The sequence below is a fragment of the Aeromonas sp. R7-5 genome (assembly GCF_040908015.1).
Lineage (GTDB): Bacteria > Pseudomonadota > Gammaproteobacteria > Enterobacterales > Aeromonadaceae > Aeromonas > Aeromonas caviae.
Genome location: NZ_JBFOCZ010000015.1, coordinates 37,886 through 52,973 on the forward strand (window position 1 = coordinate 37,886; position 15,088 = coordinate 52,973).

Here is a 15,088-nt window from a genome sequence, read left to right on the forward strand (position 1 = left end):
TTACTCCGCAAGACGCTCTGCGACCCGCAGCACCGAGCTGCGGGACCGGGTGTTTTCATTGACCTCGTGGTCGGAAGGCTTGAGCGCCTTGCCGATCGACTTCAGCTTGCGACCACCGGCCAGCTGGGCTTCGGTCAGAGGGATCCCGTGGGGTACTTCCGGACCTTTCTCATGCTTTCGAATGAAATGCTTCACCAGCCGATCTTCCAGAGAGTGGAAGCTGATGACGGAGAGACGACCGTGAGGAGCCAACACGTCCAGCGCGCCGTTGAGGGCGGTTTCAATTTCGTCCAGCTCGCTGTTGATGTAGATGCGGATGGCCTGGAAGCTGCGGGTCGCCGCGTGCTTGCCCTTCTCCTTGCTCGGGTTGACCCGGGCAATCATCTCCGCCAGCTGGCGGGTGCGCACATAGGGCTCGGTCACCCGATCGTGCACGATGGCGCGAGCAATCTTCTTGGCGAAGCGCTCCTCACCGAAGGTTTTCAGCACCCAGGCGATGTCATCCACATCGGCACGGGCCAGCCACTCGGCGGCACTCTGACCAGAGGTGGGATCCATTCTCATGTCGAGCGGGCCGTCCTTCATGAAGCTGAAGCCACGCTCGGCATCGTCAAGCTGGGGGGAGGAGACACCGAGATCCAGCAGGAAGCCATCGACCTTGCCCAGCAGGCCGCGCTCGGTCAGATAGCGGGTGATGCCGGAGAAGGGACCGTGCACGATCTCGAAACGGGGATCCTGGATCTTGGCCGCCTCGGCAATGGCCTGGGGATCCCGGTCGATGGCGATCAGACGGCCATTGGGGCCCAGATGCTGGAGAATGAGACGAGAGTGACCCCCCCGGCCAAAGGTACCGTCGACGTAGATACCGTCCGGCTTGATGGCCAGCCCTTCGACGGCTTCGTGCAACAGCACTGTGATGTGTTCAGCGGCTTGGGTCATTTATAAAGAAAAATCCTGTAGTCGTGGTGAACTTGCCCAGTCGTCCTCGGGCAGGCCCAGGATGTCGTCGTTGATCTGTTGTTGCCAGCGGGCTTCATCCCACAGCTCGAATTTGTTGAGCTGGCCCACCAGCATGACTTTCTTGTCCAGCCCGGCATGGCTGCGCAGCGGCTGGCTGAGCAGCAGACGGCCATTGCCATCCAGTTCGCATTCGGCCGCGTGGCCGAGCAGCAGACGTTGCAGGCGGCGCTCCGCCGGGTTGGTGCTGGAAAGTGTCTTCAGCTTGCGCTCCACCTCTTCCCATTCATTCAGGGGATAAAGCAGCAGACAGGGATGGGCGATGTCGATGGTGCAGACCAGCTGGCCGTCGCACTCGTCGCGCAGCCAATCACGAAATTTGGTCGGAATCGCCAACCGCCCCTTGCTGTCCAGGCTGATGGCGTGAGCGCCACGCAACAAATTGCAGTCCCCGAAGGTGAGTTATGGGGGCTAGATGCCCAATAAAACCACTTTGATCCACTTTTCTCCACCATGAAGTTTAAGGACGAGCAGGGGGCTTTTCAAGCAAGGATCTCGGGCATGGGGAACATATTGACGCAGCGTGATGGGACTACCGATTAAATGAATTGATTTTCCACAAGTTATTCATGGGGGAATTAAATCATCCCGGCGAAGTGCGCCTCGTAATTAATCGATTTCACGGGGAAATGATGAAACGGAACAGCACGACGGCGCACAGGATAATGCTGACGCCCACCACGGGATAGATGATATAGCCATCCCCTACCCGACGGGCTCGCAGCACCACCAGCTGGCAGAGCAGCAGGTTATAGACGATGAGAAGAAAAGTCAGCAGTAGATTGGCGCCCAATGTCAGCTCGTCGGCATACATGATATAGAGCCACATCAAACCAAAATTAACGAGGATCAGATAAAGCAGAAATTTCTGAATCGCCCTGCCCGCCTTTGGGGTCTTTTTTACTCGTGTTATCATGCTTATCACGTCCTGGATACCACATGAACAGTCGACAGATATTGTCAAAAACTGTTGAGATACATCGTGTTTTTATCATTTTCCCGCCAGGCTCTGTCCGCTGTTGCCAAAATATCCCTGCGCCTTCTCCCCGGGCTCTCGCTACTGAGCAGTGCCGTTTGTTACTCCTATGATCATTATCACTGGCAGGCGGGTTTTCCTACCCCCGTTGTCGGCCCGGGTGCCGAACTGGTCAACGAGCAGACCCGCTTTCTGCTGCGCCAGCGCAGCCACCTGCAAACGAGGCTCGCCGAGTCCCAGCCCATGATCCGCTGGGTCACGGAGCAGGTTCAGACGCGAAAACTCCCACCCATGCTGGCACTGCTGCCCCTGATCGAGAGCAGCTACCGGCTTGACGTGATCTCCTCGGCGGGCGCCGCCGGGCCCTGGCAGTTGATGCCGGATACCGCAGCCCGCTTCTCCGTCCCCATGACGAACGGCTTCGATGGCCGCTATTCCCTGCCATTGGCGACGGAGGCGGCGCTCTCCTACCTCGGGTGGCTGCATCAATTCTTCGGGCAGGACTGGTTGCTGGCACTGGCGGCCTACAACGCGGGAGAGGGAAGAGTACTGAAGGCGGTGCTCAACGGCGGGACACGCAATGTGTGGGAGTTGCAGTTGCCTACCGAAACGCGCCTCTATGTGGCGCGCTTCCTCGCGCTCTCCCAATTGCTGGACAGAGCGGCGCAGCACGGGTTTGTCCTGCCGCCCTGGCAGGCGGGAGAAAATATCCGGGTATGGCGGCAGCCGGGGGGCTGCTCATTGCTGGAGTGGGCCATGGAACGGGGGGTTGCCATGAACGAGGCAAGCCGGTGGAATCCCGCCTGGCGATTGCCCGATCCCCGGGAGGTGAGTGACTGCCCCATCATTTATGGCGGGGGCAAGGCCCCTCCTGCCCCGCGTCATCAAGAGACACGCCCGCAGCTGGTGCGGGCCGTGTCCCTGGAAAGCCTGCACGATCCCCTGCTGTTACTGCCTGCACGGGGACTGGACATGGGGCGGGGAGGCCTCACTCTTGAGCGGTTGCCGGATCCACTGGGATTGGAACAGGCTCGCCCTCTGCTGGCGCCATGAAACAGTGGCGCCAGTGGCTCAGAACAGGCGCGAGATCCACCGAGTCAGGATCGATCCATCGCGCGCCGTAGAAGCTGAGGTACTGGCCTATGGCCCTGCGATGGGTGATATGACACGCCAGCACGATCCGCGGTGACAACGACAGGCTGACGTTATCGGGCAAGGTAAAACGGGCGGGGGCGAGGAAACCGACCCCACCCGGTCCGATATCCTTGATGACCGCCCGTCCGATGCGCTTGTCGAACAGCAGGCCGGACACCATGAGCCGGGCCGCGATGCCGCAACTCTGGGATTCCAGGGGCGTGGTCCCGTCATGGAGATACCAGCGCGGCAGCTTGCGCCTGGGATCCTTGAACGGTGTCACGGGGGGGAGATCGGCGTCAGGGGTTTCCATGGGCAACGGCGTCCTTGGCTGTCCGGGTGGCGGCTTGGGTTTGGGCACTGAACAGCTGCTCCAGGCTCTTTTCCGCCTGGGTCGTCATCACCAGCAGCTCGATGCGGCGGTTCTCGCTGCCTTTGGGATCGGCGGTGTTGTCCAGCATGGTATCCGACATGGCGACCACCTGACCCACCCGCTCGGGGGGCATGCCACCGGCAAGCAGGACACGCCTCGCCATCATGGCGCGATCGGAGGAGAGCTCCCAGTTGCTGTAGTTGTCACCGGCAAAGGGGGTGCTGTCGGTGTGACCCGAGATCATGACCCGGTTCTCCACTCGCTGGAAAACAGGGGCCAGAGCCATCAGCAGGTGACGGAAATAGGGGCTGATGCGGGCGCTGCCACGGCTGTACATCTCGCGCTCGTCATCGTCGCGGATCAGGATCCGCAGACCCTGGGGCACCAGTTGCAGCTCCAGGTTGTTTCTGGCCTGCATCTGATCCGCCATGGATCCGATGAAACCGGCCAACTGCGCCATCTGCTTCTCTCCCTCAATCTTGCCCACCAGCAGGCTCTCATAGCCTCCCTTGGCGTCATCGGTAAAGATGCTGCGATCCCGCTCCATGTGTCTGGGCATACGCTGCCCCTCCTCCACGAACTGGGGACTCAACTCCTCCAGTACCGAGGGGTTGCCGCCAAGATCCACCGGATAGGGGCTGTTGCTGATGTCGAACGGGTTTGCCTCGCTGTCCATGATGCTGTAGTCGCGCAGACGGCTTGCCACCACATCACGCTCCTCCTGGCTGGAGACGGCCAGGATCCAGAGCACCATGAAGAAGGCCATCATGGCCAGGGTGAAGTCGGCGAAGGCCACCTTCCATGCACCGCCCCCCTTGGGAGCGCTGCTGCGCCGCTGCTGGCGCTTGATGACGATCTGCTCGTGGTTGCGCATCACATGGCCCTGTTGGTCACCCAGTCTTCCAGTTCGAGGAAGCTGGGTTTCACGTCAGGTTCCAGCATCTTGCGGCCGGAATCGACGGAGAGCAGCGGCGTCTTGCCCCGCAGCTGAGCGATCAAAATCGACTTGATGCACATCAGCATGCCGATACGACGCTTGACCATCTCTTCCATGGCATTGCTGATGGGCTCCAGCAGGCAATAACAGAGGAAGATGCCGATGAAGGTGCCCACCAGGGCGGCCGCCACGTGCACGCCTATGTTGCTGAGGGGGCCGTCGAGCTGCTGCATGGTGATGATGATCCCCATCACCGCCGCCAGGATCCCGAAGCCGGGGCAGGCCTCCCCTGTCTTGTGCAGCGCATGGGCGGGCTTGAGCATGTCCTCCTCGATGGCCATGATCTCCTGCTCCAGTATGGTGTCGAGCTCATGGGGCGTGATCTTGCCCATACCCAGCAGACGCAGGTTGTCGATGATGAAGCCCAGCAGTTGCGGATCTTCCGATACCTGGGGATACATGAGGAAGACGGAGCTCTGCTGCGGATTCTCCACGTGCTCGTCCAACGCCTTCATCCCCTTGTTGCGGGTCTCTTCCAGCAGTTGGTGCATCAGGGTCAGCAGTTCGCGATAGATCTCCTTCTCGTCCTTGTTGGACTTGAAGCAAAGCTTCATCTGGCGCCACATTTCATGCATCACCTCCTTGGAATTGCCAAGGAACATGGAGCCGACCGCCGCCCCTATGATGATGATGAGTTCGGCAGGCTGCCACAGGGCGATGGGGCGCCCCCCGGCCATCATGAAGCCGCCGATCACACATACGAAAATGACACCAAGACCAATCTGTTTTTGCATGGATGCTCCCGCAGAAATCAACAAGACTCCCCCCGCGGGGAGAGGCATAACTATATGGAGTCGACCAATCGCTGCTTGAGCTGAAGGACGCACTGCTTGTGGAGCTGACACACCCGCGACTCGGTCAGCCCGAGCACCAGTGCAATCTCCTTCATGTTCAATTCCTGCTGGTAATAGAGGGAAAGCAGCAGCTGTTCACGCTTGTCCAGGGTACCGAGCACCTTGCCCAGGGTCATGGCCAGATCCTGATCGTCAGACTCGGATGCGGGCGCCCTGCCCCCGTTCTCCAGCCACTCCTCCAGACTCTGCAACGCCTCGGCCTGGCTCGCATAGGCGAGCTGGCGCACCTCCTCGACGGTGCAGGAAAGCGCCTGTGCCAGCTCCTGCTCGGTCGGGTTGCGCCCCAGACGGTTGAACAGCTCCCGCTGTACCTGGTTGTGACCGTGGACCTGCTGGCGCAGCTGACGGGGTCGCCAGTCGAGGCGCCGCAGCTCGTCCAGCATGGCTCCCCGCACCCGCTTGAAGGCATAGCTCTCGAACTGGGCATCCGGTTCACCCCCATAGCGACGCCAGGCTTCCAGCAGCCCCATCATGCCGACCTGCTCCATGTCCTCCTGATCGAAGCTGGCGCTCACCTGACTGCGCAGGTGAGTGGCTGCCCGCTTCACCAGAGGCAGATAACGGCTCAGGATCACCTGCTCACCGGTACGGGGAGCGGAGGCGGTCAGTTCGCAGGGAGTATCCCAACCAGCGTCCATCATGTTCGCTACTGCACCAGGACCTTGGTGACCAGCACTTCATCCAGATAGGGCTTGTAGCCATACCCCTCCAGGGTTCCCACCAGTTTGCCGAGCAGAGAGGTCTGAAGGGCCGAGATGTTCTGCAGCTCCTGCTTCACCGCTTCATGGGAGCGATGGCTGAAATATTGCACCATGGCATTGCGGATCAGGGGGGTCAGCTCGTTGAGCGTCTCCAGTTGCTGGGGATTGTGGGTGACCAGCGCCAGCTCCAGCACCAGATAGTGGGGCTCCCTGTCCCCCTCCAGGCTGATGACGAAACGCTCCATCGGTTTGAACAGCGGCGTCTTGCTCAGCTCGGGCTTGGCCTCTGCCAGGCCCAGCCAGACGGCAACCGTATCCCGCTTGAGATAAGCGCCATAGGCCAGCGCCGCCAGCAGGCACAGCGCCATCATTATCACCATCAACCACTTCATGACACGCCGCATAATTTGAAATCACTCTCGCTATTGCCAGATCTTGAAATGTCACACCAGGGTGTTGAGCCAATCCTGGCCAGCACTGCCCGATGCGTCCTGTTCTTCCTGCCACTGTCGTCGACCTGCCAGGATCTTCTCCTGCTGCCAGCGATCCCCCCGCTCCTGCTCTCCCCCCTGGCCCACGTTCACTTCGACACCACCGGCATGGTGGGGAGCCAAACTCATGCGAAGCCGCTCCATCGACTGGATCAGGGCTTCACGCACCGCCGGGTTGGTCACGTTGAGCTGCACGTTGAGCCGATCCCCTTCCATCCTCACGGTCAGTTCGAGGCGACCCAGCTCGGGGGGATCGAGGCGGATATGGGCCTGCTTGATGCTATGGTTCACCTGCAGCTCGACCCTGTCTTTGAGCACATCGACCAGTTGCTGGCCCCACTGGGCCTCGCTTGCGGCAAGACGCGCCGGCGCCCACTGGTATTCCGCAGGCCTGGCAGCAGAGAGCGTGGGCGACAACCCCGCCATTGCCTTGAATTCGGTGACGCTGGCCTCCCGCTCCGGGGCGGGCTCCCCGGGAAGAGGCACCACCACTGCCGCACTCCGGGTCGCAGGCAGCTCGCCCTGGGTGGTCGGCTGGAGCATTCGCATGGCCAGCTCTCCGGCGGGTTGAGGGAGGCTCTCTTTGCCAACGGAAACCGGCGGCACCGGCATCCGCTCCCCTTCCATTCGCTCGAACCCGCTGAGGGCGCGCAGCACAGGCGAGGAGGCGGGTTGCACCTCCCCGACGGGGGCAAGGCCGCAATTCGATGACAAACGGGCAGGAGGAAGGCGTCCCTCCTCCTGTCGGACAAAAGGTGGTGGCATCTGGTTAAAGGCGGCGAGTTGCTCGGCGACATCCGCAGCCACTTCGACGCTCTCCGCCTGCTCCGTCTCGTCGACGGGGGCGGAAGGGGCGGTGGACGGAGGAAGCATCGCCTCCTGCGGAAGATCCAGAGGCTGGTACTCTTCCCCCTGACCGTCAGGCTGGCGGGAGAGGCGGGTAAAACCACCGGATGGGGAAGCGGGCAGTGTCTCTGCCACGGGGAGAGGGATCATGCCCATGTCTGCGCCTCGTCGTAGGCCTGCAATCCTTCCCGTTTGCGGGAGAGGCTGTCCCACTCCTGCTTGCGCAGCGCCGTTTCCTGCTCACAGAGCGCGAAGGCTTCCCGATGCCAGTGGCGCACCTGATCCCGGGCCGGCATCAGGGATTGCCACAATGCAGGCTGGCTGTTCAGATGCGCCACCAGCTGGGCCAGACGCTGGTCCGCCAGCCGCACCGCATCCCACTGTCCGGCGCGGGCCTGCTGCAAGATAAGACGCCCGAGCCCCAGGAGCTGGCGCTGACGGGTCTCGCGTTCCGCACCGGGGGGCACGGCTCCTGTCATGGACATGATGATGGCCTCAAAATAGGACGACCTTGCGGGCAAGCAAGGAGCAGGCCAAATATATATACATCATATTTCAATACGTTAGCTCCAACCTTTGCCCCATGAGGAAGGTGGATTTCCGCATCAACGGGGATGGCGGGCCATCGCTTCCCAACCCTCTTTCAGCTCCAGCAGGATGCGACGCACCTCTGCAAAGCCCGCGACATCGTTGGCCACACTGATCTCGAACAGCCGCTGGCCGCAGTAGTCGTAGAGACGGTGCAGGTTGCTGGCCAGCTCCCCGCCCTTGTCCATATCGAGGGCACTGTCGAGCCCTCCCAGGATCTGCAGACACTTGTTGATGGACTGCCCCTTGCGCTCGTACTGCCTGGCCAGAATGTGGCCCTCGGCCCTGGCTATTTCGTCGAGCAGGCCATCCATCAACATCAGCACCAGCTGGTGCGGATCGGCGCTCGCTGCCTTGGCCTGGGTGGCGGCGAACTGGTAGGCGTCATAGCCTTCTTGGGGTTCAAACATGAAAAACTCGCTTATTCAAAGTGTTACGGGCTAGCCGTCTCACAAGCCGCCCATGGTCTGCAACATCTGGTTCATGGTGGTGAACTGATTGAGGTAGCGCTTATACGCGGAATCCATGCGCCGATCCAGCGCCTCCATCCGCTCGTTCACCCGTTTCTCGTTCGCTTCAAGACCTGTCTTGCGCCCCTTGAGTGCACCGTCCCGCTTGGTATAGGGATCCAGGGCATTACCCATCCGCTTGAGCAGACCGTCGTCGCCCATGAGTGCCTTGCCGAGCAGCTCGGGATCCTTCTCCAGCGCCTTGTTGAAGTCGGTCTCGTTGAAGGAGAGCTTGCCCGCCTTGTCGGTCTTGATCCCCAGGCTCCCCAGGGTCAGATCATCGGGCAGCTCCCGCACGCTGCGGGCAATCACGCTCTTGAGGCTGCGAACCCCGCTGTCGGAGGAGAGGGCTCCCGGTGCCTTGGGATCGCTGGAGGTCATCTTGGCCAGCTCGTCCACCAGCTCGTTGTAACTGTCGACAAACTTCTTGAGGGAGCCGGTAACCGCCTCCTTGTCCTGATCCACCGTGACCAGCAGCGGAGCGTCATCCGCCTTTTGCGCCTTGGTCAGCTGGAACGTCAGGCCATCCACCACGTTCTCTATCTTGTTGCTGGCAGAGGTGATGGTGAGAGGGTTGTCCCCCCCCATGCGCAGCTTGGCGTCCTGCGCCTGGGTGATGTCCGTCTTGCCGGCCATCGCCACCCCGATGGCATTGGCGCCATCCCCGCTGTACCCCAGGGTGATGGCGTTCTCCACGCCGCTCTCCTTGCTGGTCAGTACCATGCTGACCTTGCCGTCGGTGCGTACCAGGGTCGCCTTCACCCCCGGGTTGTCCTTGGCATTGTTGATCTGGGAGACCAGATCCTTGACGGTGGCGCCAGCCGGGAGGGAGGCCAGGTCGATGTCCAGGGTCTTGCCCTTGACCGTCAGGGAGAAGACGCCGTCTGCTGGCAGCGGTGCCGTGTCACTGTCAAGCTGCAAGCCGACCTGATGGGACTGGGCAAGCTGCTCCACGAAGAAGCTGTACTGACCCGAGCTGGCCTTGCCATTGCTCGTCACCGTCATGAGCCCTTCCTGGGACAGGGTGGCCTTCTGAGCCTGCAGGCTGCTCGCCTTGTTCAGATCCTTGAGCAGGGTCTGGAAACTCGACAGCTTGGTGGTGAGGCTGCTGATGGCGCTCTGCTGCGCCTTGACGCTGTCCAGTTGCTTCTTCAGCAGCTTGTCCATGTTCTGGCGCTCGACGGCAACCAGTTGCATCGCCGTGCTGGCCGGATCTATTTGCATCTTTATCCCCTTATTCGGTGGCATGCCCGTTGGAAAAGACCGGCTCGGCCCTTTCCAACCGGCAAGCGGTTGTCAAACAAGAGCCGCCCCTCTCGGGGCGGCCCGACAAACCATCAACGCAGCAGGGAAGTCACCATGCCGGTCATCTGGTTGGAGTTGGACAGCACGGACATGCCAGCCTGCATCAGCATCTGGTTCTTGGTCATGTTGGTGCTCTCCTGGGCGAAGTCGGCATCCATGATGCGGCCGTTCGCCATGTCGGTGTTCTCTTTCATGTTGGAGAGGTTGTTGACGGTGTGCTCCAGACGGTTGATGTTGGCACCGAACTGGGAACGGGCGGTACCGATGGCATCCAGGGCGTCTTCCATCTTGGTGATCTGCGCATTGAAGGCAGTGGAGGCCAGGGCAGTGGCCGCCACATCGGCGGTGGCAAAATCGGTTTGCGCGGTATCAATGGCTGCGTTGACGGCCTGAACATTGGTGCTGGCATCCACATCCAGCTTCTCGGCGGCGGAACCACCGATCTGGAAGGTCACGGCCGCGGCACCGAACTTGCCCGCATCGCTGATCAGAGCCTGACCACCAAACTTGGTGTTGTCGCTGATGTTCTTCAGCTCGGCAGACAGCTCTTTCATTTCGGTGCCCATGGCCAGACGGTCTTCCGCGCTCGCGGTGCCGTTGGCGCCCTGGGTGGCCAGGTCTTTCATGCGCTGAACGATGTTGGTCATCTCGTCCATGGCACCTTCGGCGGTCTGCATCATGGAGACGGCGTCCTGGGCGTTGCGCATGCCGACCTTCTGGCCGTTGGACTGGGCTTGCAGGCGGGTAGCCATCTGCAGACCGGCGGCATCATCGGCGGCGGAGTTGATGCGCAGACCGGTACCCAGGCGCTGCATGGCGGTGCCCAGCATCTTGTTGGTGTTGTTCAGCTGGTTCTGAGTGGTCAGAGAAGCGAAATTGGTATGAATGGACAAACCCATGATCTATTCCTCGAAGAAGGCTGCTACCGCAGCGGATAACCGTACGAAGGAGAGAAGCGACAGGTGCGAGGCAAGACTTGAGCTGCGGGTGAAAAATATGATGAAAAAAGAGGGCGCAGGAGGAGCTGGGAGGGGAAACGGGAAAAAGGCACCCACCAAGGGGATGGGTGCCGCCAGCATCAACGCAGCAGGGAAGTCACCATGCCGGTCATCTGGTTGGAATTGGACAGCACGGACATGCCAGCCTGCATCAGCATCTGGTTCTTGGTCATGTTGGTGCTCTCCTGGGCGAAGTCGGCATCCATGATGCGACCGTTCGCCATGTCGGTGTTCTCTTTCATGTTGGAGAGGTTGTTGACGGTGTGCTCCAGACGGTTGATGTTGGCACCGAAGGAAGAACGGACAGCACCAATTTGATCAAGCAGGTCACTTGTGGCGGTAATCGCGTCACTGGCTTTGGTTTGATCACCAATACCCGCGACAATCTCTGCGCCTGCAATACCACTAGTTGCTGTAGTGCCAGTAAGGTCCTTCATCGCGGTAGCTACATCAACCTTCAATGTTTCAGTGCTAGAGCCACCAATCTGGAAAGTCACACCAGTGGCGACCTCAAACGACCCGCCTTTCAACAGCTTCTGGCCACCAAAGCTGGTGTTATTAACAATATTACCCAACTCCTTGGTCAGTTCGCCGAACTCGGCGTTCAGGGCGGTATAGTCATCGGCGCTGGTAGTGCCGTTCGCACCCTGGGTGGCCAGGTCCTTCATGCGCTGCACGATGTTGGTCATCTCATCCATGGCGCCTTCGGCGGTCTGCATCATGGAGATGGCATCCTGGGCGTTGCGCATACCGACCTTCTGGCCGTTGGACTGGGCTTGCAGGCGGGTAGCCATCTGCAGACCGGCCGCGTCGTCGGCGGCGGAGTTGATGCGAAGACCGGTACCCAGGCGCTGCATGGCGGTGCCCAGCATCTTGTTGGTGTTGTTCAGCTGGTTCTGGGTGGTCAGGGAGGCGAAGTTGGTATGGATGGACAAGCCCATGATGTATTCCTCGAGTTAAACGCTGCACAGCAGCCCGTTAGGTTGACATCAGATAGAGGCGACCCCTTTCGTGCAGAAATGTAATCTTCCCTCCGCATATTTTTCTTCTGGCCCCCTCCCGGGCATTCCGGTATCCCGGGTGCTCGCCGCCTCCCCCATCCGGCATGCTTATTGCTTTTAAAACGTCCTCTCTCACTACCGGATGGCGACATGGCTGCTTCGCTCTACACACCGCATTTCGTTCAACATTTCCAGTGCATCGGCGATCGCTGCGAGGACAACTGCTGCCACAGCTGGACCATCAGCATCGACAAGCAGACCTTCCGCAGCTATGAACGCCACCCCGACCCCACGGTCAAATCCCTGAGCAAGCTGCACATCATCAAGGTGAAGCAGAGCAACGAGCGCTGGGGGGAGATAAAGCTCGACGAACAGGGCGCCTGCCCCTTCCTCGATGAAAACCGCCTGTGCCAGATCCACAGCAAGGCGGGTCCGGATGCCCTGAGTCACACCTGCAAGACCTACCCCAGAGCCCAGACCCGCATCGGCAACCAGCTCAAGAGGTCCCTGATGCTCTCCTGCCCCCAGGTGTGCCGCCAGTTGTTGCTTGACCCCCTGGCGATGCAGACCGAGGTCACCGAGCTCACCCAGCCCCTGCCCTTCGCTCCGCCCCCCTCCAACGCCATGGCGACGTTGCACAGCCTGAGCATTCACGTGCTGGCCGCCACGGATATCCCCGTGGCGATTCGGCTATGGCTGGTCGGCATGCTGATCCACCGGGATCCTGCGCAACTCTCCCACGAGGCCTTCCTCGATCAGGTGGCGGTACTGGCCGAACGAGGGGAGCTCAACACCATGTTCGAGCAGTTGCCCGCCCTGCCCAGACTGCAGTGGTGGGGCCTCAGAACCATGACCCACCAGTTGCTGGCCTATTCCCAGGGGAGACGGGGGCGGCAGACCATGCAGGTCTGCCTCGACAAGATCAACGAGGTACTGGAGGGAACCTACGACGAGGACAAGCTTGCACACCTGCAGCAAGTCTGGCACGACAGGGTCGCCCCCTTCCTGGCCAGCCATCCCCAGATCCTGGACAACTACCTGCTCTACTACGTCTATCACCACAACTTCCCGTTGCAGCAGGGCGACAAGTGCCAGGCCTATCAACTGCTGGTGGTCGACTACTTCCTGCTGCGCAACTACCTCTGCCTGCTGGCCATGGACAAGGAGCTGGACGAGAAGGACGTGGTCAACCTCTTCTACAGCTACCACACTATACGCCAGCACAATGCGAGTTTTATCAAGACCATAGAACAGGGGCTCAACGACTCAGGCTTCGCGTCGGACATCTCCCTGTACGCCCTGCTCAAGCCCTGAAAACAGAAAACCGCCAGCGAGCTGCATGGCGGTTTTCAGTCGTGAACGGGACCTGGCACCCTAGGTGAGCAGCGCCACCACGTTCTGGCGCGAGACGTTGGCCTGGGCAAGCAGACCGGACATGGTCCCCATGAAGCCCCCTTCCTTGAGCTGGAGGCTGAGCTTGCCCTGCAACTGGACCAGCTCCTCCTGCTGCAGGTTCTGGCTGCGTGACTTCACCCGATCGAGCTGCTTCACCATCCGCTGGCGAAACTGCTTGAGCTCGCGCACCGACTGCTCTATCTCCCCGAGCAGTCGCTTCAGCCGTTGCTGTTCCTGTTTGATCTCCCCTTTGTCGAGCCCCTCGCCGAGCTGGGTCAACTGCCCCGCCTTTGGCTTGAACTGCACGGGTACCGGGTTCCCGGCGGGAATGCGGATGCCCTCACCGCTCAGCAGCACGGGTTCATCCAGCTTGCGCCTGTGCTGATCCGGCACGCTCAGCTCCAGCTTGCCCAGCTCGTTCAGGCGCGCCTGGATATGCTCCTTGCGCAGTGCGCGATCCAGGCGTGAGGCAGCTTCCGATTCACTGGCATCGGCGGGCAGCAGCACCTCGACGGCGCTGCTGGTCTGAGGGAAGGAGAAGACGAGACGCTCGGCACTCGCCCTTGGGCTCAACAGATCGAGCCGCTCCGCGCTGTAGTGCACCCTGCTGTCCGTGGCCGAGGCCAGCAGACGTGGCCTGAGCTCGCTCGTCAGTGGCGCCTGCGGCTGGGTCAGCTTCTCTTCCAGCACCTTGAGACGGGAGACCAGATCCCCGCTCGCCGCCTTCTGCTGGCCGAGCTGCTGCTCCAGGCGCTTCAGCTCGCCCCATACCTGGCTCAGGGCCTGCTCGCCCCCCTGGGCATGGGCGATGCGCTGCTGCGCCGTGCCGATCAGGGCCCAGCGATCGAGCCGGATGACATTGGGCTGGCGTTCATTGCGAGGAGTCTGGGGAGAAGTAGCCTGGGCAGTCGAACGACCTTGCAACCTGGGTTGGGCCGGCGTTTCGACCACGCTCCCCGGACGGGTTTGTTGAATCTGCATCCTGGCTCCTTAGACAGATTTAGGGCATGTAGTTGAACAGGCTCAGGCCATTCACCTTGGCGAAGGCCTGCTGTTGCACCTGCAGAGCCATCAGCACATGCGCCTGCTGGGTCACGGCCCCCGCATAGTCGAGGGACTCTATCTGATTGCTCACTTCCTTGCTATAGGTGCTCTTCTCGGCATGACCCTCGTCCACCTGATCCAGCAGATTGATGCGTGCCCCTATGGTGCTCACCATCTGGCTGATGTCATCCTGCAGGGTCTTGCTGCGATCCAGCATGGCTCTGGCCTGATCCGCCGCATCCGGTGCGCCGGAATCGAAGGCCGCCACCATGTCGTCCAGCTGCTTGAAGAAATCCCCGTTCTGGATGAACAGGCTGTCTGCGGTCTGGTTGAGGGACACCGTCACCCCCCGGGCAATCTCCACCTCCCGCACCAGGGCATCCCCCTGATAGAGATAGCCGCCACCCGGCCCCTGGACGATGGGGGTCTTGTCCACCTGGCTGCCGCTGAACAGGCTTGAACCGTTCTCGTTGCGGGCATTGGCGAGATCCAGCAGTCCCTCCTTGATGATGGCCGCCTCGCTGGACACCGCCCGGCGATCGTCCTCGGAGAGGGAACCGTTGGCCGCCGTCTGGGTCAGCTCCCGCAACCGGCTCAGCATGTTGGTCATGGTCTCGAACTGCAGCTCCCCCTGGGATAGCTGGCTCTTGGCATTGGCGATGTTCTTCTGGTACTGGGCCATAGCCACCTGCTCTTTCTTCAGACCGAGCAGTTGCACGCTGCCCACGGGATCGTCCGAAGGCTGCAGGATCCGCTTGTTGGAGGAGATCTGGCGATCCAGCCGGGCGTAGTCGCCAAAGCCCCGCTGCAGGTTGTCGAGCATGCTGAGCTGGATCTGGTTGGTGCTGATGCGCATGCG

At 61.0% G+C, this 15,088-nt stretch carries 18 protein-coding genes; 2 read left to right on the top strand and 16 right to left on the bottom strand.

The window, feature by feature from the left end; all coding sequences use genetic code 11:
* The 3 genes from rsmH to AB5Y53_RS05550 form a co-directional block, all read right to left on the bottom strand.
* Entirely contained in the window at nt 1-939 is a 939-nt protein-coding gene (rsmH, locus tag AB5Y53_RS05540) for a 16S rRNA (cytosine(1402)-N(4))-methyltransferase RsmH (protein WP_042015088.1), read from the bottom strand.
* Nucleotides 940-1,398, bottom strand: coding sequence for a division/cell wall cluster transcriptional repressor MraZ (gene mraZ, locus AB5Y53_RS05545; protein ID WP_039040489.1), 459 nt, complete (start codon nt 1,396-1,398; stop codon nt 940-942).
* 238 nt (nt 1,399-1,636) lie between these two features.
* Nucleotides 1,637-1,933 (bottom strand): hypothetical protein, encoded by a 297-nt coding sequence (locus tag AB5Y53_RS05550; protein ID WP_041211797.1) that lies wholly within the window; start codon nt 1,931-1,933, stop codon nt 1,637-1,639.
* A gap of 255 nt (nt 1,934-2,188) precedes the next feature.
* On the opposite strand from AB5Y53_RS05550, the gene AB5Y53_RS05555 reads away from it, so the two are divergent.
* Nucleotides 2,189-3,046 (top strand): lytic transglycosylase domain-containing protein, encoded by an 858-nt coding sequence (locus AB5Y53_RS05555; protein ID WP_213320157.1) that lies wholly within the window; start codon nt 2,189-2,191, stop codon nt 3,044-3,046.
* Here AB5Y53_RS05555 and AB5Y53_RS05560 read toward each other — a convergent pair.
* From AB5Y53_RS05560 to lafA (AB5Y53_RS05610), 11 genes are all read right to left on the bottom strand, one after another.
* The gene (locus AB5Y53_RS05560) at nt 2,982-3,440 is read right to left on the bottom strand and encodes a hypothetical protein (RefSeq protein ID WP_324041152.1); all 459 of its coding nucleotides are present in this window, start codon (nt 3,438-3,440) and stop codon (nt 2,982-2,984) included. The two genes, AB5Y53_RS05555 and AB5Y53_RS05560, sit on opposite strands and share 65 nt — an antisense overlap.
* Nucleotides 3,427-4,374: a lateral flagellar motor protein LafU gene (gene lafU, locus AB5Y53_RS05565; protein ID WP_368181304.1), complete on the bottom strand. Its 948-nt coding sequence runs from the start codon at nt 4,372-4,374 to the stop codon at nt 3,427-3,429. Before lafU ends, AB5Y53_RS05560 begins: the two co-directional genes overlap by 14 nt.
* Nucleotides 4,374-5,231 carry a lateral flagellar motor stator protein LafT gene (gene lafT / locus AB5Y53_RS05570; RefSeq protein ID WP_041211799.1) on the bottom strand — a complete coding sequence of 286 codons (858 nt, stop codon included), beginning with the start codon at nt 5,229-5,231 and terminating at the stop codon, nt 4,374-4,376. Before lafT ends, lafU begins: the two co-directional genes overlap by 1 nt.
* 50 nt (nt 5,232-5,281) lie before the next feature.
* Entirely contained in the window at nt 5,282-5,992 is a 711-nt protein-coding gene (gene lafS, locus AB5Y53_RS05575) for a lateral flagellar system RNA polymerase sigma factor LafS (protein WP_045522170.1), read from the bottom strand.
* A 5-nt stretch (nt 5,993-5,997) separates the two neighbouring features.
* Nucleotides 5,998-6,456, bottom strand: a complete 459-nt coding sequence (gene lafF, locus AB5Y53_RS05580; protein ID WP_041211801.1) for a lateral flagellar basal body-associated protein LafF — start codon at nt 6,454-6,456, stop codon at nt 5,998-6,000.
* Between the two features lie 39 nt (nt 6,457-6,495).
* Nucleotides 6,496-7,545 (bottom strand): flagellar hook-length control protein FliK, encoded by a 1,050-nt coding sequence (locus tag AB5Y53_RS05585; protein ID WP_368181306.1) that lies wholly within the window; start codon nt 7,543-7,545, stop codon nt 6,496-6,498.
* The gene (locus AB5Y53_RS05590) at nt 7,536-7,874 is read right to left on the bottom strand and encodes a hypothetical protein (RefSeq protein WP_041214009.1); all 339 of its coding nucleotides are present in this window, start codon (nt 7,872-7,874) and stop codon (nt 7,536-7,538) included. Before AB5Y53_RS05590 ends, AB5Y53_RS05585 begins: the two co-directional genes overlap by 10 nt.
* 120 nt (nt 7,875-7,994) lie before the next feature.
* The gene (gene lafC / locus AB5Y53_RS05595; protein WP_041211804.1) at nt 7,995-8,387 is read right to left on the bottom strand and encodes a lateral flagellar export chaperone LafC; all 393 of its coding nucleotides are present in this window, start codon (nt 8,385-8,387) and stop codon (nt 7,995-7,997) included.
* Nucleotides 8,388-8,426: 39 nt separating this feature from the next.
* Nucleotides 8,427-9,710 carry a lateral flagellar capping protein LafB gene (lafB, locus tag AB5Y53_RS05600; protein WP_201926345.1) on the bottom strand — a complete coding sequence of 428 codons (1,284 nt, stop codon included), beginning with the start codon at nt 9,708-9,710 and terminating at the stop codon, nt 8,427-8,429.
* A gap of 113 nt (nt 9,711-9,823) precedes the next feature.
* Nucleotides 9,824-10,690, bottom strand: a complete 867-nt coding sequence (gene lafA, locus AB5Y53_RS05605; RefSeq protein WP_266139732.1) for a lateral flagellin LafA — start codon at nt 10,688-10,690, stop codon at nt 9,824-9,826.
* Nucleotides 10,691-10,869: 179 nt separating this feature from the next.
* Entirely contained in the window at nt 10,870-11,730 is an 861-nt protein-coding gene (gene lafA, locus AB5Y53_RS05610; protein ID WP_223924321.1) for a lateral flagellin LafA, read from the bottom strand.
* A 210-nt stretch (nt 11,731-11,940) separates the two neighbouring features.
* Between lafA (AB5Y53_RS05610) and fliB the strand changes: the two genes are divergently transcribed.
* Entirely contained in the window at nt 11,941-13,104 is a 1,164-nt protein-coding gene (fliB, locus tag AB5Y53_RS05615) for a flagellin lysine-N-methylase (RefSeq protein ID WP_368181307.1), read from the top strand.
* Between the two features lie 60 nt (nt 13,105-13,164).
* Here fliB and AB5Y53_RS05620 read toward each other — a convergent pair whose 3' ends face one another.
* Nucleotides 13,165-14,166: a hypothetical protein gene (locus AB5Y53_RS05620; protein ID WP_201969882.1), complete on the bottom strand. Its 1,002-nt coding sequence runs from the start codon at nt 14,164-14,166 to the stop codon at nt 13,165-13,167.
* A gap of 19 nt (nt 14,167-14,185) precedes the next feature.
* Entirely contained in the window at nt 14,186-15,085 is a 900-nt protein-coding gene (gene lfgL / locus AB5Y53_RS05625; protein ID WP_368181308.1) for a lateral flagellar hook-associated protein LfgL, read from the bottom strand.
* Between the last annotated feature and the right edge of the window lie 3 nt (nt 15,086-15,088).